Origin of the sequence: Fischerella sp. JS2, from assembly GCF_032393985.1 — a bacterium.
Taxonomy (GTDB): domain Bacteria; phylum Cyanobacteriota; class Cyanobacteriia; order Cyanobacteriales; family Nostocaceae; genus Fischerella.
In genome coordinates, this window is sequence record NZ_CP135918.1 from 1,245,407 (window position 1) to 1,268,584 (window position 23,178).

Genomic DNA, 23,178 nt, shown 5'->3' on the forward strand with positions numbered 1-23,178 from the left:
ATTATCGTAAATAAAATATTAGAACAGGTTTGCAAAGTTATCCTCTCAAAGCTCTTAAGATCATTAATACAAATTGATAGAACAACAAGGTAAAAATTACGACTTTAATTATTTAGCAACCTTTCCAAAAAACTGAAAGCTTACAGCAATAAATTAATCGTCTGTTTGACTGCTTAACGACTACAAATGGGGAAAGGTTTAGCAAAGCAAATAAAGCGTACCCCCCGCTACCGAATGTTTCTACAACAATCGCTACGGGAGCAAAGGAGGAAACTATGAAATTATATCAACAAACTCTACAACAAGTCTTAGAAATTGCTGCTAATAAAGCAGAAGCAGGATTTGAAGAGAAAGACGTTGCTCATTTATTCGATAACGAAGAGTACGACCTTGTCTTTCACCTCGACTATCTGGCAGAAAAAGGTTTCATAGAGGGAGAATTTACTCCAGGGGCTTATGCTGCCTTCGCGATTTTGCCTCAACCAATTCATTTTGTTCGAGGCAAAATCACAGCTAAAGGACAAGAGTATCTTGCAGGGTTAAAACAGCAAAATGAATCTTCACAACAGGTATACTCTTAAGCCCTAGATTAAGCACTTTATTGTGGATAAAAAAATTGCTCGCCTGTTAAGTTAGAACTTTTAACTTGAACATACTACTGTAGCTATGAGAATTGAATCTTTCCTGGAGACGCTACGGAAATCCTGGTTCAGGCGAAATACCATCGTCCACAATTTAGAGGTATTCCAGAACTTCATAGTCATTTCCTTGTGCATTGGCTTATTTTGTGTGATGTTAATTCGATTAGCACAGATGTATGTCTCCCTACTCAAGCCTTTAAATTTTCAGATCATCACCTCTGATATCCTATTCATTCTTATCTTAGTCGAGCTATTTCGACTCTTGATTATCTACCTGCAACAGCAGCGTATTTCCATAGGAGCCGCCGTAGAAGTCTCCTTGGTTTCTGCACTGCGCGAAGTTATCCTACAAGGAGTGTTAAATATTTCCATTGACCGCCTTTTGGGAGTTTGTGTTTTTCTGAGTGTTTTGGGTGGACTTTTGTTGGTACGAGTCTGGATGTTCCGCAATTTCACAGGAGGTGTGAGTCTGAATAATCTTGCTCCAGCTAACGGCAATGCTGAATCGTCTCATTATCAAGCCTTTTCGGGAGAGCATTACTCCTTTTAAAACTTAAGTCATTTTCGATTCTTGAGTAGCGATCGCTCTTTCTTCGGGTTCCTTGCTCTTTATGGTTTACTGCCTTTGCTTTTGACCTTAGTACATTAATTTCCTTCACCTAAAACCTTAGAGGAGGAAAACTATGATTAATGTCGTTCGTCGTAGTCAAATAGTAGGTTTGAGAGCGATGGATAGTTCTACTGCCACCAATTTCAATACCGTTGAAGAAGTTTGGATTGATGACACAGGACGGGTGGCTTACTTTGCAGGAACTCAAGGATATACACCACTAGAGCAGGTATCTGTTGTCGGACGGGATGCCGTTCTAACCTATAATGCTATGCTCGAAGAGCCACCACTGACGAATCTTCGTCGTTTACACCGCTTGAGCGTTCGCTCTCCCATGACAGATGCCCTCGGTTGGGTCGATGATTTTCTCTTTGATTGGGAAACTGGGGAGATTGCTGCTTATATTTTGGCAGGTGACATTGCCGCGCCCTTCGGCGGACGAGCGGTATTACTCCCTGACGATGTGCAATCAATCGAAGCGGAAGTCATTGTCATCAAAGAAGGGGCTACTAAACATCTCAAGAGTGAATCAGAAGGACTCAAAGGCTTTTTGAGCGAGAAGTCCCATCAGGTGAAGAATTTGGTGAACCGGATGGGCTCGCGCCTGAAATCTTTGGTTTCACCTCATGATCAGCCAGAAGTCGTGCGGGTAAAGATAAAGGAAGTGCGTGACGAACTCGAAGCGTCTGGACAGCACGACAAAAACGCCTTGCAACAAGCAACAGAGTTCCTGCTTTTGGAGTGGGAAAGCTTTCAGCAAAGTCTGAACCGAGCAGGTGAGCGTGTAAGGAGAGCCTTTGATTCTGCTTGGAAACATCTCACTGGCAAAAAATCATAAAAGCTATTAGCTCAATGGCACGAAGATCGCGTAAGCTTGTTGGCTGCAACCATAGTAAACTAAAGCGATCGCCAGATCACCAATCCCCATCCCCCGCTACCCAAGAATGCCTCAACGCTTTAATATAAAAGAGTGCGTGTGTCTGTAGCAGTAGTAACTGTTTGGTTGGGGCAAAAATTATGAGTCAAGTAACAGGGGCTAAAGCAGATATTCCACTGCTCATTACAGAAGACAGCAGATACTGGTATCGACAGGGTAAACGACTTGATAACCAAGAGTGTTACGCAGAAGCAGTTGGATGTTATGACAGAGCTTTAGTCAAGAATCCGAATGCATACTGGATTTGGTATGATAGAGGTTGTGCCTTACGCGAATTAGGTGAGTATGCAACCGCAGTAGCCAGTTTTAAAGAGGCATCAGCACTGCGCCCAAATGATTACTGGGCTTATTACAATCAAGCTTGCATATTAATAGAAGATTTAGATCAATTTGAAGAAGCGATCGCAACTCTCAATCAAGCTTTAGCAATTCGCCCAAATGACTACTGGGCTTATTTTCGGCGTGGAGATGCTTGCAGGCACTTAAAACGCTACGAAGATGCAATTTCTGACTATGACCAGGCTCTATCAATCCGTCCAAATGATTACTGGGCGTGGTTACGTCGTGGAGATGCTTGCAGGCATTTAAAACGCTACGAGGATGCAATCAACAGTTATGAACAAGCCCAAGCAATGAATCCGCAAGATTTTTGGTCTTATTACAAGTTAGCAGATACTTTCAGATATACAGAAAACTTTGCAGCAGCCTTGAAGAATTATCAAAAAGCTATCGCAATTAAACCCAATGATGAGTATGCCTGGTATAATAGCGCCTGTTGTGCAGTTAGAATTGGGGATGTTTCCCTAGCAATGGTATACCTAGAGTCAGCCCTACTGATCAATCCTAAGTTTCAGGAATTATTAAAGCATGACCCTGATTTAGTTGTAATTCGCAATCGCGGACTGCTAGGAGATTTGTTACGCGAAATTAACTGTTTAAATTGATCAAGAGGCAATAGGAAACTCTTAACAGGGAACAGGGAATACTGAATCATCAACAATAAGAAAGTTAATTTCACCCTTCATCTTTCACCCTACTCTACCTTAAAGCCGCTTACACATCCACACCCTTCATCCTTCATAATTATTATCTGAAGGTGTTTCAGTAACAAGTTATTGCCATGACACAGGCTAAAAACGTCCTTGGAAAACCCTTAGAGGTTTGTTGTACTTCACCCATGACAGGCTTTTATCGTGATGGACTATGCAGCACAGGTGCAGGTGATGTGGGCGTCCATGTAGTTTGCGCGCAAGTGACTGAAGAATTCTTGGCATTTACTAAGTCCAGAGGCAATGATTTAAGTACACCCGTTCCTGCGTTTGATTTTCCGGGTTTAAAACCAGGTGATCGCTGGTGTTTGTGTGCCTCTCGCTGGAAAGAAGCCCTAGACGCTGGAGTTGCACCACCCGTAGTTTTGTCAGCAACCCATGCTGCGGCTGTAGAATATGTTTCCTTGAATGAATTGAAGCAACACGCGCTTTGAGGGAGGTGGGGAACTCACCGGGCCCACTCCCCCAAGGGAGGAGCCAGTGCGGTGGACGGGTCCCCCGGCATAAAGAAAGAGGCGTTGGGGATTAGGGGCAATGAGGGGTGTGGGGGGTGTGAGGAGTGTGAGGAGTGTGAGGAGTGTGAGGAGTGTGTAGACACGCTCATAGGCTTAAGGTAAGGGTGGGGTGTCGTTCAGTTATCAGTGATCAGTTATCAAATTCTATTACTCACTGTACCCTACGGGAAGCCTATGAGCGTCTACACTGTTCACTATTCACTGTAGCCTGCGGCAAGCCGCTACGCGTCTACACTGATTTCTAACCACTAACTTGTTTCTTGAATTTGCAGGCGAATAGTACGTTCCCCTGCACCACCAAGTTGTAATTCCATCACTTCACTACCAAGGGGTTCTAAGCAATCCAAGAGCGATCGCAATTCTGGTGTACTTGCACCAGTATCTACGTATAATCTATCAGCTAAATTACCAATGCGTTTCCAAGTCATGTACAATTTGCCGATAGTTTGTTCTAACTGGGATGCTTGATTTACTAGATCAGCAGCAATGCTTAAACAACCGACTCTTTGTGCTTCTATAAGTGCGGTTTCGATGTCAACTTCTTGTTCGTTCAAGGCTTGGACTTGAGCTGCTGCTTTAAGATATTTTGCCAGACTCCGGGCTTCTGAAGTTACCTGTTTGAGAGTATCGAGGTCGGGGTTTTGAGCGATTTCCTTCTGTAAGCTTTGTTGATGCGATTCTGGTAGTTTTTCCATTTCTTTGACCAGAGGCGCAATATAACGGGGAGGAAGAACGTTTTCTGCTGCTTTCTGTTTGACTGGTTCCGGTAACAATTCTGACGACATTGCTGTCCATTCATCAGTGAGTTGACGTACTTCTCTTCTGGTGATGCGATCGCCTTTTTGTGCTGCTTCACTCACCATGATTTGCACTTCTGGTGCTGATTTGGCGGTTTCTACAAAGGCGCGTTTGCTGAAATTCTTAATAGCACTTGGCTTTAGCTTACCTTCTTCTAAAAGCGTATCAGCACTATTGGCAAGCTGAATCCAAGCGTAAGCCTGGCTTTTACTGATTTCCCGTTCTTTGAGCCATTTGAGAAATCCTGCACCCCTTCCGTCTCCGCCCTTTTTCTCTCGATCTCGGACTGCTCTTAAAATTCGCCCCCGCCAAATTTCTGTTTGCAAGTCAAAGCGATCGCACACTTGCCAAGCTATATCTACCTGCTGTTGAAATTCCTGCTCTGGAATTCCTTCATCTTCTGGATCAGGTATCTCAAAATCCAGGTCTGTCGGCTGTTGTAAAGCTGCCGCTAAGTCATCAAAATTATCGGTTGCTTGCACGGTTGGGAAGGTAATAGTGTATGCGATCGGTTTATTATTACACAATCTGCGAACACTAAGTGTTGCTTATGATGGCTCTCCATCTAAACCTCTGGGGGACACGGGAGACACAGGAGAAATTCTTCTTTGTCCTCCTTGTCCTCCTTGTCCCCGACCCCCCCTAAACTTTTATCGGGAGATGAACTTAACTAAGCGACTTCTTTCATTTCTGCTTTTACACTTGCATACGCCCAATCTAACCACGGTAGCAAAGCTTCAATATCTGTGGTTTCGACTGTTGCACCACCCCAGATTCTAATCCCAGGAGGTGCAGATCGATAGGCAGCAATATCGTAAGCTACTTCTTGTTTTTCCAGGATTTTAGCCAATTTTTTTGCACATTGTCCTTGTGCTTCTAGACTTAAGGCAGTAAACCAAGGATCAACAATCTTGAGACAAATAGATGTACAAGAGCGAGTTTCCGGCTTTTGGGCTAAAAATTCTGCCCAGTTACTTTGGTCTACCCATTGAGCAATGGCTGCGAGGTTAGCTTGGCTGCGGCGAATCAAACCAGAAAGTCCGCCGATGCTTTCTGCCCACTTTAGCCCATCTAATGCATCTTCTACACATAACATTGATGGTGTGTTAATGGTATCTCCCTGAAAAATACCTTCAATCAATTTGCCTTTTTGCGTCAGGCGAAATAGCTTTGGTAAGGGACGTGGCGGTTTGTAGGTTTCCAAACGTTCCACAGCACGGGGTGAGAGGACGATGACGCCATGCTGTGCTTCTCCACCCAAAACTTTTTGCCAAGAATAAGTGACTACATCTAGCTTATCCCAAGGTATATCCATCGCGAAAACTGCTGATGTAGCATCGCAGATGGTTAACCCAGTACGATCGCTGGCAATCCAATCACCATTTGGGACACGAACACCGGAAGTTGTTCCATTCCATAAAAATACTACATCGTGGCTAAAATCTACTTGCGATAAATCCGGTAAAGTTCCGTAAGGTGCTTTGAGAATGCGAGTATCGGCTAACTGGAGTTCATCGACTACATCTTTTACCCATTCCTGACCAAAACTCTCCCATGCCAAAATATCCAGGGGCAGTTTTCCCAGCATTGACCACAGAGCCATTTCCACTGCACCTGTATCGGAAGCAGGGACGATACCCAGGCGATAATCTGCGGGTACAGCCAAAATTTTCTTAGATAGCTCAATGGCTTCTTTAAGCTTTGCTTTCCCACCCTCAGAACGGTGAGAACGCCCTACAAAAGCATCTTGCAGAACAGAAACAGACCAGCCAGGACGTTTGGCACACGGGCCAGAAGAAAAATGCGGGCGGCGAGGCTTGGTGGTTGGAGGAGTAAGAGGTGCTGACATAAGTTGAAGTTGCAAAATCACAAATGGAGGACAAGAAACCCGGTTCCTATAAGAAACCGGGTCTCTACATATTCAATAAAAAATTAGAAACTAATGGAACGATCATGCCAGATTAAATACACGTTTGTTTAGAAGAATATAAGCAAAATTTGAGTTGAACCTTCACAAGGATGCGGTGTTCGCATAATTAGTATTTTTATTGAGCAAAGCTCAATTAGCAAACTAGTCAAATTCAAGCTAGCTTAAAAGAAAGTCAGTAAAATTTACAAAATAACTAGAAATTTTATCTTGACAAAGTCATGTCTTTATTCATAAAGACAATTTAGATAACTCTATTAAATCATGAACCAGGTAGATTACCTCCGGATTAGTTTAATTGATCGCTGTAATTTCCGCTGTCAATACTGTATGCCAGAGGGGGCAGAACTAGACTATATCCTCAAGCAAAATTTATTGACTGATGAGGAATTGCTCACCCTCATTCAAGAAGTTTTTATACCCGTAGGATTTACCCGGTTTCGTTTGACAGGTGGAGAACCTTTGTTACGTCCACGTGTGGTGGATTTGGTGAGGGCGATCGCTTCTCTACGGGAAACGCAAGACCTCTCAATGACAACCAATGGCTTTTTACTCGCTCCAATGGCGCAAAGTCTCTACAATGCTGGTTTACGGCGGATTAATATTAGTTTAGATTCTCTCGACCCTGAAGTTTTTGACCAAATTATTGGCAATCGCGGTCGTTCTCGTTGGCAAGATGTGTGGAATGGAATTCAATCTGCTTATTGTGTAGGATTTGACCCGTTGAAACTAAATGTAGTGGTTATCCCTGATGTTAACGATCAGGAAGTTTTGGATCTGGCAGCATTGACCATTGACAAACAATGGCATGTCCGTTTTATCGAATTTATGCCGATTGGTAACATGTCATTATTTGGCGATCGCGGTTGGATATCTTCTGCGGAACTCAGGCAACGCATCCGCGCACAGTGGGGCTTGACAGAATCACAGGTTTGTGGTAATGGTCCAGCTGATGTATTTCAAATTCCGGGGGCAAAGGGGACGTTGGGTTTTATCAGTCAGATGTCCGAGTGTTTTTGCGATCGCTGTAATCGAATGCGTCTTTCTGCTGATGGTTGGTTACGTCCGTGTTTATTAAATGAAACTGGGCAAATAGATTTAAAAACAGCCTTACGAACTGGAGTTAGTACTACCGAACTTCGGCAACAGGTGAGAGAGTTGTTAGCTATTAAGCCAGAAATCAACTTTAAGTTGCGTGATTCAGGTACAACAGGTGCGTATACTCGTACCATGTCACAAATAGGTGGATAGTCGTTAATAGACCTCTTACATAAATCCTCAAAACCCCACCCCAACCCTCCCCTTACTAAGCTTAGGTGTACACAGAAGTCGGAAAAACCTGATTCAAATTGACTCGAAAAACCCAAAATCACAACCTCACCCCGCCTCCGGCACCCCTCTCCTTAGTAAGGAGAGGGGCTGTTCTTGTGAGGTTTTTCGGGGTTTGAAGTGATTTGATTATTTGTGTGTACACGGTAGCCTTACTAAGGGGAGGGAGTTAATGTATTGTTTCCCCCTTTGGCAAGGGGGGACTAAGGGGGGTCTTTCAAATATTCGTGCAAGAGATCTAATATATTCAAATTCTCATCTATTCAAGATCCCCGAGATTTTGGAAAAGTTGGGGATCTGGGCAATGTGATTGTTTACAACTCAAACTTGTTTTTATCTACTCTAGAAACTAGACAAAATTTTCTCGGTCTTTTAGAAAGGAAGTAGTCGGGTAAAGATAGTACGGGGTTAATATTTTGAAGTCCTCGTAAACAAAAATTGCCTCTACAAAAGTTACAGGAGATTATGCGGTGAGTAGTCTGGGCAAAAAAAGATTAGATGTAGCGATCGCGATCGCTGCATGTGCCATTGGTGGTGGTGGTATTTCAGCTGCGCCGACTCCTGGCGTAGAAGTTCCGAAGCAAGTTGTTTTAACTGCCTCTGATATTGCCATGTACACTTCAATCTGGAAAATCTATTTTGAAGAAGATTTATCTAGCAAACAAGTGATAGAAATGCTGGTAGAGATAGGCTTAGTAACAGTAGCAGCAGTAGGAACAGCTTATATTGTTTCCAAAGCAACCACAGCAATTTTATGTGAAATTACAGACTGGCTTGGGCCAGTAGGTTGGGGTATTGCAGCAGCGATCGCAGGTTCTTTAACAGGTTTATTTGGCGCTACTTGGGCAGTATATTGTGATTATATTTACCGTCAAAAAGAGCAACAACCTGTATAATTTTGTCATTTGTCATTAGTTATTTGTTATTCGTCATATAAAGCACAAATGACTAATGACCAATGACTGTTGCTAACTTTTAAAACACACCAACTTTATCTACTTTTTCCCAAGGTAGTTCTAAATCATTTCTACCTACATGACCATAAACAGCTAATTTTCTGTAAAAACCACCTTGATGAATTGAAGGTAAAAATCTCAAATTAAATTCTTTAACAATTCCTGCTAAACGGAAATCAAAATGTTTTTCTAGCAATTGTGTAATTTCTTCATCTGCAATTTTGCCTGTGCCAAAAGTTTCGACCTGAATGCTAACTGGTCGAGAAATTCCGATTGAGTAACTTAACTGCACCTCACATTCATCAGCAAGACCTGCTGCTACAACATTTTTAGCTGCATAACGGGCAGCATAAGCCCCGACTCTATCTATCCTAATTGGATCTTTGCCACTGAGAGCCGAACCACTATGCTGTGCATATTCTCCATAAGTATCTATGGCATTTTTTCTACCTGTTAACCCAGAATGAGCAGCAGGCCCACCTCTAATAAATTGCCCATCAGGATTGATAAATATCCTTGTTTTTTCATCAGGTTTAATTTCTTCAGTATCAAATACTGGTTTAATTACTGTTTCGTAAATATCCTCACGAAGTTGGTGTAGATCAGGATATTTAGCTTTATTTTGGCTGGCAATAACTGTGAGACTATGAATTCTATAAGGGCGGCGATTTCGATATTCAACTCCTACTTGAGTTTTACCATCGGGAGTAAGATAAGAGAGTATATTTTCACGTCTGACTTCACTGATTTGCTTTGCTAGTTTATGAGCTAACCAAATTGGTAAAGGCATGAAAGCAGAAGTTTGATTGCAGGCAAAACCAAAAACTGTAGCTTGATTTTTCACAGGAATTTGCTCTATTTCTTCGTCAGAAAGTTCTTTTTCACGAAAAGAATAAGTTTGATCTACAGGTAATTCTGAAAGACTAGTCAAAATGCTACAAGTTCTGCCATTAAATTCTGTATGCTCATAGCCTACCCGATCAATTACTTTTCTGGCGACATTAGTAAAATCTACGTTGGCACTAGGTTCAAATCTACCTGCAATAAACACAATACCTGTAGATACAGCACATTCTGTTATGATGCGAGCATAAGGATCTTGTTGAAGAAAACGGTCTACGATCGCATCGCTGATTTGATCACAAAGTTTATCAGGATGTCCCTCTGTTACAGATTCTGATGTAAACATGAAGTCTTTTTTCATAAAAAACCTCGCGGGAACTTGGAAACCCAGCGTCTTTAGACTTGGGAGGAAAAGGGGAGTTGGGGGAGAGAACCCCCTGCGTAAGAGTTGCTGTCTCACCGCCTGTGCGGACTAAGAGTATACAAGCCTGTTTAGGCAAGTTGTGTTTGTGTTGGTAAGGCAGCGTGTTGTCCAGACTTATAATCACCTAATTTCGTATTCTTTGTACTTTCATTTACCAACAGGGGCAACAAAGCACTACCACCAATTACAAGACTATCCACAATATTAATAGGCGTAATCTTCAAAAGACTCCGCAGTGGTGGAAGGGCAATTGCCAGAAGTTGGATAGCAAAAGAACCGACAATAGCAGCATTTAAATAGGGATTATTGGGGAGTTTTTCTGCATGAAAGATGTTGTGCTTTTGCGAACGACAGCTAATGGTATGTAATAGTTGGGCTGATGTCAGACTCATAAAGGCAATAGTTCTGGCTTGGGGACTAATGCCATATTTGCGGATGCCGTATCCGTAAGCTGCTAAAGTGCACAGGGATATAATTCCAGCCTCAAAAGCGATTCTGCCAAAATCAGAATTCTGAATGATTGGTTTTTCTGGATTGCGGGGAGGCTGACTCAGAACATCTGGTTCTGGCGCTTCCAAAGCTAAAGAAAGACCAGGGAAAATATCGGTGACTAAATTTAGCCAAAGCAGTTGTATGGCGTTTAAGGGTTCGCCGATACCGACGGCGGTGGCGGTTGTCATGACTATGATTTCGCTGATGTTGGTAGCAAGCAGGAAATGTACCGATTTTCTGATGTTATTGTAAATTGTCCTACCCCGACTAACGGCAACAATCATTGTTTCGAGTCTGTCATCTTCCAGGACGATATCTGCAACTTCACGTGCTACATCCGTTCCACCTTTGCCCATTGCCACACCGACTTGAGCAGCTTTCAAGGCTGGGGCATCATTAATACCATCGCCTGTCATTGCCACAACTTGTCCAGCACTTTGTAATGCTTGGACGATTTGCAGTTTATTACTGGGACTAATGCGGGCAAAGACATTTACCTTATCAGCCAGAGCTGTCAGTGCTTCTGGGGTAAGATTATTAAGGTCAGTAGAATCAAGAATTTCTAGTTGTGATTCTCTGCTTAATTCTAACTCCTTTGCGATCGCATAGGCTGTAGGGCTTTGATCTCCGGTAATCATCACCGTATCAATACCCGCCTCGTGGAAGTCAGCCATTAACTCTTTGACTCCCTTTCTAATTGGGTCAGCCATACCCACAAGGCCAAGCCATGTCAGGTCTTGCTCGTAATTATTCTCATCGTGGGTTGCATGAATATGTGTATAAGCTACACCCAATACCCTCAGTGCTTTCCCTGCCATGCGATCATTTTCAATTTCTAGCGATCGCCTGTATTCTTCTGTTAAATTTATGATTTCTCCGTCTTTTGACCAAAATTTGCAGATCTGGGCAACTTCAGTTGGACTGCCTTTGACAGCTACAAACTTTTGGTTATTCTCAGTTGTATGAACCGTACTCATAATATTCCGGTTCTCTGAACGCAGATTGGTTTGCAGCAAACTATACTTTTGTCTAAGTTGGGTGACATTTACCCCAGCAGCGATCGCCATGTGAATCAAGGCATTTTCTGTTGCCGAACCTTTGATGTTATACTCGCCATCTTGGTCTTGGTTTACTTCACTTTCATTGCACAGAACCGATACATGAATCAGCTTTAGCAATTCATCACAAGCATAAGGGTTGATATTCTCACCTTTGGCAATAAATTCTCCGTCAGACACATTAATCTGTTGGCTGTTTATATGCACTTCAACAACAGACATCCGGTTCTCTGTAATCGTTCCAGTTTTATCTAGGCAAATCGTTTGTACCGAACCCAAAGCTTCTACAGCGCTGAGACTGCGGACAAGGACATTACGCTGACGCATATCTTGGATACCCAAAGCCAAGGTTGTAGTGGCAATAGTAGGTAAGCCCTCCGGTACAGCAGCAACCGCTAGAGATATGGATGATTGTAGCATTTGCAGCAAACCGTATCCCCGCAATACCCCAATGCCAAAAACCAAACCGCAAATTCCCATACCAATTGCTACTAGTTGGCTACCTACTTTATCGAGTTGTCTAGTTAGGGGAGTTTCGGTTGTAGTTGCTTCGCCTACCAATTGTTGAATCTTGCCCATTTCCGTAAATTTGGCCGTTGCTATCACCACAGCCAAACCTTGACCACCAGTAACCAAAGTCCCCTTGTAGACCATATTAGTGCGATCGCCTAAAGGAATATCTTCTCCCCTCAGAGGTGTCGTTGATTTAGTCACAGGTATGCTTTCCCCAGTCAAAGCCGATTCATCAACACTGAGATTTTCTGCCTCAAGCAACCTAGCATCTGCTGCTATGTAACTGCCAGTTTTCAGAACTAAAATATCACCGATGACAACATCTTCTGGAGGAATTTCTAATTGTTTGCCATCTCTGATTATCCAAGTTGATGTTTCCTGATGGCTACCGAGAGAATGAATAATTCTTTCTGACTGGCTTTCTGTTGTATAGCCAATTGCGGCATTCAAACCAACAACACCCAAAATCACTAAAGCATCGATCAGTCCCCCAGTGAAAACAGAAACACCCGCAGCAACCCCTAACAAAGCAACTGGCAAAGATTTGAATTGGTCAATCAAAATACTCAAATCAGAACGAGTCTTTGCTGTTGCTAAAACATTCTGACCATATTTATTTAAATTTTCAGTAGCAGACTTACTAGATAATCCTGATTGTTTTGAAGTATTAAGTGCAGTAATCACAGCATCTGTTTCCATTAGATGCCAGTTATCTATTCTTTGTGCTTGGGCATTAATGATTGGCTTTTGTGTGGCTTTTGTTAATTCTTTTTTATATTTTTGAGTTTTTTTTACTAATGATTTATTACTTGACTTTTGATATTGTAAAATATTTTTATCAATTAATAATGCTATCTTGTCCGCACTATATTCCTTTTCAAAAATAACAAGAATATTGCTAGTCAATGGATTAGCAGATACATATTTAATTCCTGATATATCTGATAGCGATCGCTCAAGATACTCTTTGAGAGATTCCGAGCGGTAAAGTTCTTTAACTTTATATCTAGCTCTACCCTTAACTTGATTGTGAATAATTTTAATCACGGAAAAACTTACTCCTACTACTTCACAATAAAAAGAGAATTTTAAACAGTATTATTTTTATTTTTATAGCCATTAAAATGGAAAAGAAAACAGAGGTTTGGCATGGGATTTTCAACCCCTATAGAAGAAAGATAAATTAGCTACTAGTAAAAATTTTTTATAAGGAAAAAGTTTCTTAAATCTTGAAGATTTATTTTTAATTTTTACTTTGTGATTCATTTGTGGAATTTAACTTGACAAAAGAATCAAAAGCATACCAAGCCAAGGCATACCAAGGTATTTCATCGATTTGTAGCCCTTTAACTAACAATTGCCGTAAAGCGATCGCACTAAATCCCAGAGGTACTAACAGCCGCAAATCAACTACACCATCAGTCAACTGTGCAACATCTGTATTGAAATCTGACATAACATTGATTAAATCTTTAGCTACCTCAGATTTGCCATCAATAGAATTAATTTTCGTAGATCCAAACTCAGCTTTTGTCAATTCATTATTGATGAGTTCAGCATTAACCTCGGCTGCCAAATTTTCGATCACCTCTTTTGTTTCTGCCAGTGCTTCTTTACACCTTTCAGAAAGAGCAATTCCACCTTTGATAGCTGTTTGGACTATAGGCTGATGTACTGCTGCGGCCAGAGGAAGAATTACCGATGCAAAAATTAACCCCGTGATACTCTCCACAACTTCAGGTACATTAATTTCTTCCCAATCAAATGTAGATGCCATCTAAAAACTTACTCCGAAACAAGCAGCAATCATATAAAAGATTAATCAGGTTTCATACTCAATCCATCAGCCTTTAGGTTTAACTTCAGATTTAATAAAATCTCACACCAAGTAGTGATATCATGTTCACTTGAATACTTATACTGTTGCGTAGGCTGGTAATAAGCGATGGGTAATAGAAAAAACCAATGACAAACAATTAAGCATAATATCGTAAGCAATTAGCCGAACTTGAGATTAGGAAAAATTAAAGTTATAGATAGAAGTAAGAAAACAAGAAAATCAAGAATATATGATGAAATTTATCAGGTACTAAATCCAAATCAAATTACTAATCAATAACCTTTTATTAACCTTTTAATAACCTAAAATTTATAGCAGTTCTCAGTTGTGTGAAGTATAATTGAAACCCCACCCCACCAAAGCTGCGCTTTTGCTCCCCTTCCTATAAAGATTAAGGAAAAACTTTTATTCCGAAACATATCTGAACTCTGCGTTCCTTTGCGACAGCCTTTGCGTTCCTTTGCGTTAAAAAACAGATAAAAACTACGCTACCAAAACACTACTGAATTAGATAACTGTGCCAAACAGGTTCAGTATTTTTACGACTTTGTTCTGGAAGCAGTAACCGCCACGTTTTACCCTCTTTTTGCAGTTGCAGATAAACTTCAAACGGTTTATTTAGTTGTGTTAATTTTCGTTTCGGTAGCTTGAAGGTGAGATCGTAGGTTCCCCGAACCTGGTAGGTAATCAGATTTTGAACAGCCAAGGGTTTTTCTTGGGTAATTGACAGGTGATTAATTTTAAACCCCTGAAAATCAAGATCCAACTGTTGGTTAAGTTGCTGTTGAGTTTTCTCTAGCTGAAGTGCGATCGCTTTTTCCACTAACTGATTCGGTGGTGCAAGTACGCTGGTACTACATGCAGTCAGTACCAATAGTACAATGATAATGATTGTTAGCCGCATTTTTTGCCGTATAACTGCTGAAAACAAAATTTTAGGTAAAATCAAGAATTTATACTACTCTTCCTGTAGGATATACCAGACTACAGACTGAATCTGAAGTCATACCACCAGTTATAATAATTTTCTCTTTCTAATAAATTTAATGGTCTCAATTTTTGAGCAATCACCTCTTAATGGTACAAGTCCCTAGATTAGACCTCTTGCGTGAATCCGCAAAACTTACTAAGGGGAGGGTTGGGGTGAGGTTTTGAGGAGTTATCCAAGAGGTCTATTTGATCACAACTTGGTAGGAAATACTATAAAGAACTCATTCTAAATTAATTAACAAATGAGTCACCAAAGTATTTCTTTCATAGGATAGTAAGTAAAGATGCAAGAGATTAGGATTGTCTTTATCCAGATGCATCACAGGACCATCAATTGCTAAGTGGTGATGATCTATCCATTTATTATTTGAATCTAGTAAAACACTAAAGTAGGGACTTTGATCAGGATGATTTTTTTGTAGTTCTTCATAGCTTTGATAGAAAGGAGGAACCCCAATTCCCATAGGCATATATAAGCCTTTAGGATATTCTGATACTGGCAATTTAGGAAGCTGTTTGAGATTGACACCACTAATAAAAAATCTGTTTTTTTCACCTGTCTTTGTATCGCTAAAGAGTAGTTCAATTTCCTGTAACTCTCTTTGACTACCAACAGATTTAATGTTTCTTAAAATTGCTTTTTCAAACTTACCTACTCTCCAGTATTCGTTCCCCCAAGGTTTCTCACTATCATAAAATCCGGGTGGTCTAAAACTTGCAAACTTAACTTCATTTTGATTGTTATAAAAATCTCCCCAAGTAGCAAGGTTTTTGGTAAGGGTAGTTCTAACTTTTCGACTTTGTTCACCTGCTGCTATTACTTTTTCATCTGGCGAAAATTTAGTCTTAACTTCTTTTTCGTTAACTACTGTTCTCAGCAAATCGGTATTGACTACTGTACCACTTGGATCTTGCCAATGTTCTAATCTCCACCAATGTTTCCAATAGGAAATATTATTATTTTTTTCAAAGACATTTTTGTAATGTCCCATTGGGAAAGTGAACCAACCTTGGTAGTAAAGAGATTTATTGTTACTTTCTTTAGTAAAAAGCAAAACTTCCCAATATCCTGCATTTAAACAATTATTAGCTAATGCAATCTCTACAAGATTTTGCTTTTCAAAACCATCTCCTCCGGTGATTTCTATATTTGCTGAATTAGCTGGAAAACTTACCTGTTGTCTATTCCATTCTCTATCTGTAAGGGCAATTACTTCTAAACCTGGATCTTTTTTAGTCCATGCAGGTACTTTTGGTACTAATAAGTTCAACTCAACATTTTTAATAACTATCTTTGCTGTTTTTTGACTTGTCGGTTCCAACACAAAATCAAAATGTGTATCATCTTTCTTAATAATTGTTAATTTTCTTTTTGAATATCTTTGAAAATTTTTACTTAATGCAGCGGGGTTTTCTGGATATTCAGCATTAGATAGTTCTGTGAGTTTGATCGGCATTTGATTAGAAAACTTATACCTGGAAGTAAACCAGAAACCTCCTACACCTATTAAACCAAGAAATAGAATGAGTGTAGCGAATAAAACTTGTTTCTTAGTTACTCTGAAATTAGATTTGCCGACTAAGAAACTACTATTGATGATAGGCACCACAGATCTTTCACTCATTTGGAATTTCTCCAAACTAGAATTATGCATAAGAGCATACCTTATGAGGCTGCTTGTTTTTCTAGTTGTGTGTTATGAAAAATTTATGTCACCTCTTCATTTCAAACTTTAATGACTTAAAATTGTACTATCGGCAATTATTTATTGTTTTTCAAGGGTTTGAGTCTAAATTCTGGTTATATGAGAATTTCAATTGACAAATATGTTAAAAGCCTGATCAAAGATACGTTTTCATCAATTAATTTCTCTCTATCTACTCAAAGAGAGATAGACTGTATAAGACAATTAATTTTTTTTATATAAACAGTATAGGTTCATACTTAGGGAATACTGATTTTTAAAAATGCTCCTAAAATTAAGCACCTATTAAATCATACAAATCTTAATACATTTTCTAATTAGTTTACATATTTAAAATCACTTCAAATTGCCTCGTCAACGATTAATCCTCCCTGAAGGAAAATTTTTGGCATATCCAAAATACTCATTATTTTTTCATGATAAGGAGCAGCCCCTTGACAATATTGCTCATTAATTGCATGAATAGAATTTGGTATTGCTGTTATCTTTTGTAAGTTGAGGGAAAACATCACATCATAAATTTCTTCAACTATTACACCAGCAACTATACCCTCAACCTCTATAACCATTGCTTTAGAACCAACAACCACACCTTGCGGTGGTAAATTTAACAATAATCCCCGTAGATCAACAAGAGTAAGTATCTCACCTCGAAGATTAATATTACCGATAATATGTGTTGGACAGCAAGGAATAGGAGTCACTTGACGGATATCAACAAACTCCCGTACCATTTCTAAATCAATACCAAAAAGATGATTATTTAAAGTAATTACTGCTAAAGTTTTAAAATTCTTGAAATTATGAGACTTTGTGGAGATTTTGAGATTATCTGCTCGTTGTTTAAAAACTTTTTTTTCTTCTAAAGTTGCATTAGGGCAAAATATAGACTTTTGTAGTAGTAATAATTCAGTATCATTCGCTTGAAGTTCGTCTATATTATAATTAGCAAAAATCTCCTCTTTTAGGTAGATTTGCGAAGAGATAAGTTGTTGGATTTCACCATCTTCTAGCCATTTTCTGGGATTGTTCAAGATAAAAATATCATCTGGAAATTTGACGACACCAGCAATAATATTTGTTTGTTCAACTACTACCGACTCTCGTTGCTGATTAAGTTCGTTAGTAATTTCCTCTAAAGATATTTCTCTAATTTCATGGATCTGATTAACTATTATGCCTAGTTGTAATTCTTCACATTTTAGAACTACTACACTATCTGTCAAGCGATAGTCTGGGGATAGATAGCCTAATTTTATATTCAAATCTATAACTGGCAAAATTTCTCCCCGAACATTTACAAAACCAATAATTCCATGAGGAACTTCTGGAACTATTGTTAATTCTGGTAAAGTGAAAATTTCTTCCACATCAACTGTATTAATACCGTAGAGATAGTTATTTAAGCTAAAGGTAAGATATAAATTTTCTTTCATTTTTTTACCTATTTTTAATATAGACAAGGGATTCTGGAAATAATTTCGTTTGAAAATTAATTAGTTTTTGACCACAAAGTTCTGTATGTCCTGTGATTAAAAACCCTAATGGTTGGAGACTATAATAAAATTTCTCTACAATTTTTGCAATTACTGTTGGCTCCAAATAAATAAATACATTACGACAAAGAATCAAATCAATATCTCGAAAATCTGAGTATGGATGAATGAATAAATCTGTGACTAAATTTGTGTATTGAAATTTTACCATTTGCTTAATTTGTTCATCTAGATAATATCTATTATTTAATTTTAGAAAATATTGTTGTATTGTTCTCAAATCAAGGCTTCTTAGTGACCAAGATGTGTAAATTCCTTGCTTAGCTTTTTTCAATGCTTCTTTGTTAATATCTAAGCCTAAAATCATCAGATTCCATTCCTCTAAGTTAGGAATCAGTTCTTTCAAAAGAATAGCAAGAGAATAAGGTTCTTCTCCTGTTGAACACCCTGCACTACAGATACGGATAGTTTTACTATGGTATTGGCGTTTAATTATTTCTGGAATAATATGATTACGTAATAAATTAAACTGTTCTTTGTCTCTAAAAAAGTAACTCTCAGTATTTGTTAATATTGCAATAAATTTTTGCCATTCTACATAGCTATATATAGTAGAAGAAGCTAACACTTTATAATAAATTTCTGGATACAATATTTTTAGAGCTTTCATGCGTAAAAATATTTTTTGACTCAAAATTTCTCGCTCGCGCTCTCTAATTTTTAATCCGGTATGTTTGGTAATTAACCGAATAAAAGCCTCTGTTAGCTCCGCACTTAAAGTCTCTGCTTCTGACACTTTGACTCCTAATTATTCTCTTCACAAATCCAGAAAATTGTTTTGTAACAAAGACAGTAACCTTGGTGCGATCGCATGAATTGGTAAAACCTGTTGTGCGGCCCCTAACTCTACTGCTGCTTTGGGCATTCCAAACACAACAGAAGAAGCTTCATCTTGAGCGATGGTGAAACCACCAGCTTGAGCGATCGCCTGCATTCCCTCTGCTCCATCTCTTCCCATACCAGTTAACAAGATTCCCACACATGCTTGACCATAAAATTTAGCAACAGATGTAAATGTGACTGTTACCGAAGGGCGATGTCCTGCTACTGGCTGTGAGTTAGAGTAAACAAATCTACCCCTTTCATCAAGTTCTAAATGCTGTTGTTCTGGGGGAAAATAAATCCTCCCTGGTTTTGGCATATCCCCTGTTTGGGCAATTTGAATTGGTAATCGACAACCAACAGCTAACCAATCAAGTAATCCCTGCAAAAAACCGACATAAATATGTTGTATGCAAATCACTGGCAAGGGAAAATCTAATGGTAATTTAGTTAACAACTCTTTCAGGGCTTGGGGTCCACCTGTAGATGCACCAATAACCACGACTTTGGGTCTAGCGAAAGATTGAGAAGAAAAAACAGCAAGATTTTCTACTGGGAAATCTTGTGTTTGTGTAGGTAGTTTCCGCTTTTTTCTAAATACTTTGACTCCAGATAAAATTTTAATCTTGTTAATTAACTCATTTTTGAATACTTCATCATCTACTATTAGTCCTAAAGTTGGCTTAGGAAAAATATCCACTGCTCCTGCATCTAAAAGCTGAAAAATATTTCTGGAATCATCTGTTTGTACAGAAACACTAATTACCAAAATTGGTCGCGGATAGAGTTCCATCACTTCAGTTGTCAACTCTAAACCATTCATTTGGGGCATATGGAGATCTGTACAAATTACATCTGGTTCAAGTTTGGGAATCAGTTTCAAAGCTTCTAAACCAGTATAGGCTTCTCCTACAACTTCAATTTCTGATGATGAGTTCAAAATTCTTTTTAAAAGTACAAGAGCAATCTGTGAATCTTCAACTAACAAAACTCGAATATTCATTGGTCAAATAAAGTATGAAATATGAAGTATGAAGGCTAAAGGATGAATTTAAAAGTGAATTATCCAAATCCAGTTGAGATATTTTAGCTTCTATATTTGATGACGAAAAATTTTAAATGTCTCTATAATGAGATTTTTTCCTCTTTCATCCTTCATACTTCAGCCTTCAGCCTTCTCTACCTTGAAGCTGCTTAAGCGTCTACAGCCTTCATCCTTTAAATTAGCCTTCCTAATATTTCTAAGAGGACATCCTGATTAAAATTGCTTTTGATAATATACGCATTTGCCCCGACATCAGCTCCCCTGGTTTTATCTGCATCGGAAGCCAGCGTTGTCACTAAAATTATTGGCAATGTCTGATAGTCTGGATGCTGACGTATTTTCTGAGTAAGTGATAATCCATCAAGATTGGGCATTTCCACATCAGAGATGACCGCATCAAAAGCACGAGTTTGGAGTTTGTTATAGCCATCTAGTCCATCTTCTGCTACTACTACTTCATATCCAGCTTTTTCTAGGAGCCGTTTTTCTTGGGTGCGAACGGGGATAGAATCTTCTACTAAGAGAATGAGCGGTTTTGTTTTGACTGTTTTCCTTGGTTTGGCAGAAACTACAGATGTTGTTTGTTGCCGTAAGGATTTGAGCAAATCTAAGGGGTTGAGAACCATACAAACTTCTCCAGAACCGAGAATTGTTGCTCCACTGACATTACGCACCCGCTTTAATAACTGACTTTGAGGTTTAATTACAACTTCTTGAGTTTGCAGGAGGCGATCAACAAACAATCCAAAAACTTCTTCTCCCACCTTGATTAAGATACAAGGTTGTTGAGTCTGGTTTTGTGGCTCAATTTTGGCAATTTGGGGATAAGCAGGAGAGTTTGACAGTTCCAGCAAATCAGCCAGATTCGCAACCAAAACCGACCGACCGTCTAAGTTAATAGTTTTGCAGTCTTCATTAGTCAAGATTTGTTTTGGGGAGATAAATAAAGTCCTTTGCACAAACTCAACTGGTAGAGCATGAACTATACCTTGAACTTCTAACAGCAGTACATTGTTAATTGCCAAGGTTGTACTTAGCTGGATGCGGAAGGTACATCCTTGAGTTGGGGCTGATTCGATTTCAATATTGCCTTTGAGGCGTTCGATGCTTGTGCGTACCACATCTAAACCGATGCCTCTACCAGAAATTTCTGTAATAAAAGTTTGGGTTGAGAAGCCAGGAGCCAAAATCAAGGCATGAATTTGGCTAGGAGTCATAGTTTTCAGTTCTTGAGGACTGTAAATTCCACGTTTGACGGCAGTTTGTTTGATTTTTTCAATTTCTAGCCCTCGCCCATCATCTGCTACTTCTATGACAATGTTGTTGGCGGTTTGGTAGCCCCTCAAGCAAATAGTGGCGACAGGGGATTTGCCCAGTTTTTCTCGCTCTGCGGGAGTCTCAATACCATGATCTATGGCATTGCGAACCATATGCATCAGGGGATCTTTGATTTCTTCGAGGATACGTTTATCTGTGGTGATTTCTTCTCCTGATATGATTAATTCCACTTGTTTGGATTGTTGTTTGGCTAAATCTCGCACTGTGCGCTTCAGCAAATCAAACACGGTGGAAAGAGGTAGAAGCCGGAGGGTGCGAATTTTGTCTCTTAATTCTCCAGCAATAAAGTCTAATTTAATACTGTGTTCTTGAATTGAATTTCTTAAAGAATAGATTCTTTTTTCTAAGCGTTCTGTGTAGGAATCAGTGTTTAGTGATGACGACTCAACAAGTTTGGCTTGGCTATAAACAGCTTTCCACTCTTCCCAGAAGGTTGTTATTTCCTCAATAGCAGTGGCGGTATGAGCTATAGCATTTTTAGTGAGAGTTAGTTCCTCTGTTTGTGTAATTAAGATGTCCAAATGGTGAGTTTGAACGCGAATTGTGTCGATGTGATAGGGTTGACTAATTCCTAAGGAGGGAGCGGGTAAATCTTGGATGACTGGCTTGATAGAAATTTGGGTGGAGAGTGGAGAGAGTTCAGGTAGAACTGGTAAGGATTCTGGGGCTGTGGATGGAGTCACAACTCCCACTAAATTGTCAAGTATCTCGGCGGTATCCACCCCTGTTGCTTCACCAGTCACGGCTTCGTATACCAAAAAACCGATCGCATCCAATCCTTGATAAAGGCGATCGCTCAACTCTGGGGTTAAGGTCATTTCTTGGCGTTTGATTCCCAACAGAATTTCTTCAAGTTGATGGGTGAGAGTAACTACATTGTCTACTCCTAAGCTGCGGGAGTCTCCCTTCAAACTATGGGCTTCTCGTAGCAACTGTTGTAAAGTGGCTTCATCTTCTGGCTGGTTTTGCAGTTGTAGTAAACCAGCTGCGAGTTTCTGCAACCGTTCTTCGCTAGTCGTTTGATAAATGTTTCGCAGTTCTTCGTCTTCTATCAAGGTGAATCTTGATTGAGGAGCGTTGCTTGCGGTTGTTGTGGAGACGTGACAGGACGCGTCTTGCAACTCATTAGTGCTTGTGGTAGAGCGATGATTCTGTTCAACTGATGCTTGTGAGGCAAGAACTAGTTGTGCTTGTGGAACTATTTCCGGCTTCTGTGGTTTTGAGTGTGCAACTGTTACCATCAATTGTTCGAGTATATCGGCGGTATCCACCCCAGTTGCTTCACCAGTTACAGCTTCGTGTACTAAAAAACCAATTGCATCCAATCCTTGATAAAGGCGATCGCTCAACTCTGGGGTTAAGACCATTTCTTGGCATTTCAAGCTCAAAAGAATCTTTTCAACCTGATCGCCCAGAGTTACCACATCTTCTACACCGATTATTCTGGAGTCGCCTTTAAGGCTGTGGACTACCCTCACCAACTTTTCTAAAGTAGCTTCCGCTTCATCCTTTGGCTGCTGTTGTAGATGCAGTAAACCATTTGTCAGTTTCTGTAAGTTTTCTTCGCTTGATATCTTATACAGATTCCGGAGTTCTTCATCTTCTATAAACATGATTTAGTCATTGGTCAATTGTCAATGGTAGTTAGTAGTTAGTAGTTAGTGGGTAGAGACGCGATGTTCCTCGCGTCTGTACATTAGTAGTTATTAGTTAGTGGTTTACCACTCCACCCTTACGGGAAGCCGCTTGCGCGTCTACACAATCCCCACACTCCCCACACTCCATCACC

18 protein-coding genes are annotated in these 23,178 nt (G+C 39.8%); 7 read left to right on the top strand and 11 right to left on the bottom strand.

What is annotated here, in order from left to right; genetic code table 11:
• Positions 1 to 275 precede the first annotated feature (275 nt).
• The 5 genes from RS893_RS05235 to RS893_RS05255 all read left to right on the top strand — a co-directional run bounded on the left by RS893_RS05235 (position 276) and on the right by RS893_RS05255 (position 3,671).
• A complete protein-coding gene (locus tag RS893_RS05235) occupies positions 276 to 581 on the top strand; it encodes a hypothetical protein (RefSeq protein WP_315790194.1) in 306 nt (101 codons plus the stop codon).
• A gap of 85 nt (positions 582 to 666) precedes the next feature.
• Positions 667 to 1,191: a phosphate-starvation-inducible PsiE family protein gene (locus RS893_RS05240; RefSeq protein ID WP_315790195.1), complete on the top strand. Its 525-nt coding sequence runs from the start codon at positions 667 to 669 to the stop codon at positions 1,189 to 1,191.
• 133 nt (positions 1,192 to 1,324) lie between these two features.
• Positions 1,325 to 2,089 (top strand): PRC-barrel domain-containing protein, encoded by a 765-nt coding sequence (locus RS893_RS05245; protein WP_315790196.1) that lies wholly within the window; start codon positions 1,325 to 1,327, stop codon positions 2,087 to 2,089.
• Between the two features lie 179 nt (positions 2,090 to 2,268).
• The gene (locus RS893_RS05250; protein ID WP_315790197.1) at positions 2,269 to 3,132 is read left to right on the top strand and encodes a tetratricopeptide repeat protein; all 864 of its coding nucleotides are present in this window, start codon (positions 2,269 to 2,271) and stop codon (positions 3,130 to 3,132) included.
• Between the two features lie 176 nt (positions 3,133 to 3,308).
• Complete coding sequence (locus RS893_RS05255) at positions 3,309 to 3,671, top strand: DUF2237 family protein (RefSeq protein WP_026086021.1); 363 nt, start codon at positions 3,309 to 3,311, stop codon at positions 3,669 to 3,671.
• A gap of 329 nt (positions 3,672 to 4,000) precedes the next feature.
• Here RS893_RS05255 and RS893_RS05260 read toward each other — a convergent pair whose 3' ends face one another.
• A complete protein-coding gene (locus RS893_RS05260) occupies positions 4,001 to 5,032 on the bottom strand; it encodes a hypothetical protein (RefSeq protein WP_315791873.1) in 1,032 nt (343 codons plus the stop codon).
• A gap of 188 nt (positions 5,033 to 5,220) precedes the next feature.
• Entirely contained in the window at positions 5,221 to 6,399 is a 1,179-nt protein-coding gene (locus RS893_RS05265; protein WP_315790198.1) for a phosphoserine transaminase, read from the bottom strand.
• Positions 6,400 to 6,741: 342 nt separating this feature from the next.
• Here RS893_RS05265 and moaA point away from each other — a divergent pair, with 342 nt between their 5' ends.
• Both moaA and RS893_RS05275 read left to right on the top strand, forming a co-directional pair.
• Positions 6,742 to 7,728 (top strand): GTP 3',8-cyclase MoaA, encoded by a 987-nt coding sequence (gene moaA, locus RS893_RS05270; RefSeq protein WP_315790199.1) that lies wholly within the window; start codon positions 6,742 to 6,744, stop codon positions 7,726 to 7,728.
• Between the two features lie 548 nt (positions 7,729 to 8,276).
• Complete coding sequence (locus RS893_RS05275) at positions 8,277 to 8,702, top strand: hypothetical protein (protein WP_315790200.1); 426 nt, start codon at positions 8,277 to 8,279, stop codon at positions 8,700 to 8,702.
• Between the two features lie 79 nt (positions 8,703 to 8,781).
• Here the strand turns inward: RS893_RS05275 and metK are convergent, their stop codons facing one another.
• From metK to RS893_RS05320, 9 genes are all read right to left on the bottom strand, one after another.
• Complete coding sequence (metK, locus tag RS893_RS05280) at positions 8,782 to 9,966, bottom strand: methionine adenosyltransferase (protein WP_315790201.1); 1,185 nt, start codon at positions 9,964 to 9,966, stop codon at positions 8,782 to 8,784.
• Positions 9,967 to 10,097: 131 nt separating this feature from the next.
• Complete coding sequence (locus RS893_RS05285) at positions 10,098 to 13,139, bottom strand: HAD-IC family P-type ATPase (protein ID WP_315790202.1); 3,042 nt, start codon at positions 13,137 to 13,139, stop codon at positions 10,098 to 10,100.
• A gap of 196 nt (positions 13,140 to 13,335) precedes the next feature.
• Positions 13,336 to 13,869 (bottom strand): DUF5132 domain-containing protein, encoded by a 534-nt coding sequence (locus RS893_RS05290; protein WP_315790203.1) that lies wholly within the window; start codon positions 13,867 to 13,869, stop codon positions 13,336 to 13,338.
• A 562-nt stretch (positions 13,870 to 14,431) separates the two neighbouring features.
• The gene (locus RS893_RS05295) at positions 14,432 to 14,836 is read right to left on the bottom strand and encodes a hypothetical protein (RefSeq protein ID WP_315791874.1); all 405 of its coding nucleotides are present in this window, start codon (positions 14,834 to 14,836) and stop codon (positions 14,432 to 14,434) included.
• Positions 14,837 to 15,143: 307 nt separating this feature from the next.
• Positions 15,144 to 16,547: a hypothetical protein gene (locus RS893_RS05300; protein WP_315790204.1), complete on the bottom strand. Its 1,404-nt coding sequence runs from the start codon at positions 16,545 to 16,547 to the stop codon at positions 15,144 to 15,146.
• A 422-nt stretch (positions 16,548 to 16,969) separates the two neighbouring features.
• Positions 16,970 to 18,064: a chemotaxis protein CheW gene (locus RS893_RS05305; protein WP_315790205.1), complete on the bottom strand. Its 1,095-nt coding sequence runs from the start codon at positions 18,062 to 18,064 to the stop codon at positions 16,970 to 16,972.
• A gap of 4 nt (positions 18,065 to 18,068) precedes the next feature.
• Positions 18,069 to 18,920 (bottom strand): protein-glutamate O-methyltransferase CheR, encoded by an 852-nt coding sequence (locus RS893_RS05310; protein ID WP_315790206.1) that lies wholly within the window; start codon positions 18,918 to 18,920, stop codon positions 18,069 to 18,071.
• Between the two features lie 21 nt (positions 18,921 to 18,941).
• Positions 18,942 to 20,009 (bottom strand): chemotaxis-specific protein-glutamate methyltransferase CheB, encoded by a 1,068-nt coding sequence (cheB, locus tag RS893_RS05315; protein ID WP_315790207.1) that lies wholly within the window; start codon positions 20,007 to 20,009, stop codon positions 18,942 to 18,944.
• A 215-nt stretch (positions 20,010 to 20,224) separates the two neighbouring features.
• Positions 20,225 to 23,002 carry a hybrid sensor histidine kinase/response regulator gene (locus RS893_RS05320; protein ID WP_315790208.1) on the bottom strand — a complete coding sequence of 926 codons (2,778 nt, stop codon included), beginning with the start codon at positions 23,000 to 23,002 and terminating at the stop codon, positions 20,225 to 20,227.
• Positions 23,003 to 23,178: the final 176 nt, after the last annotated feature.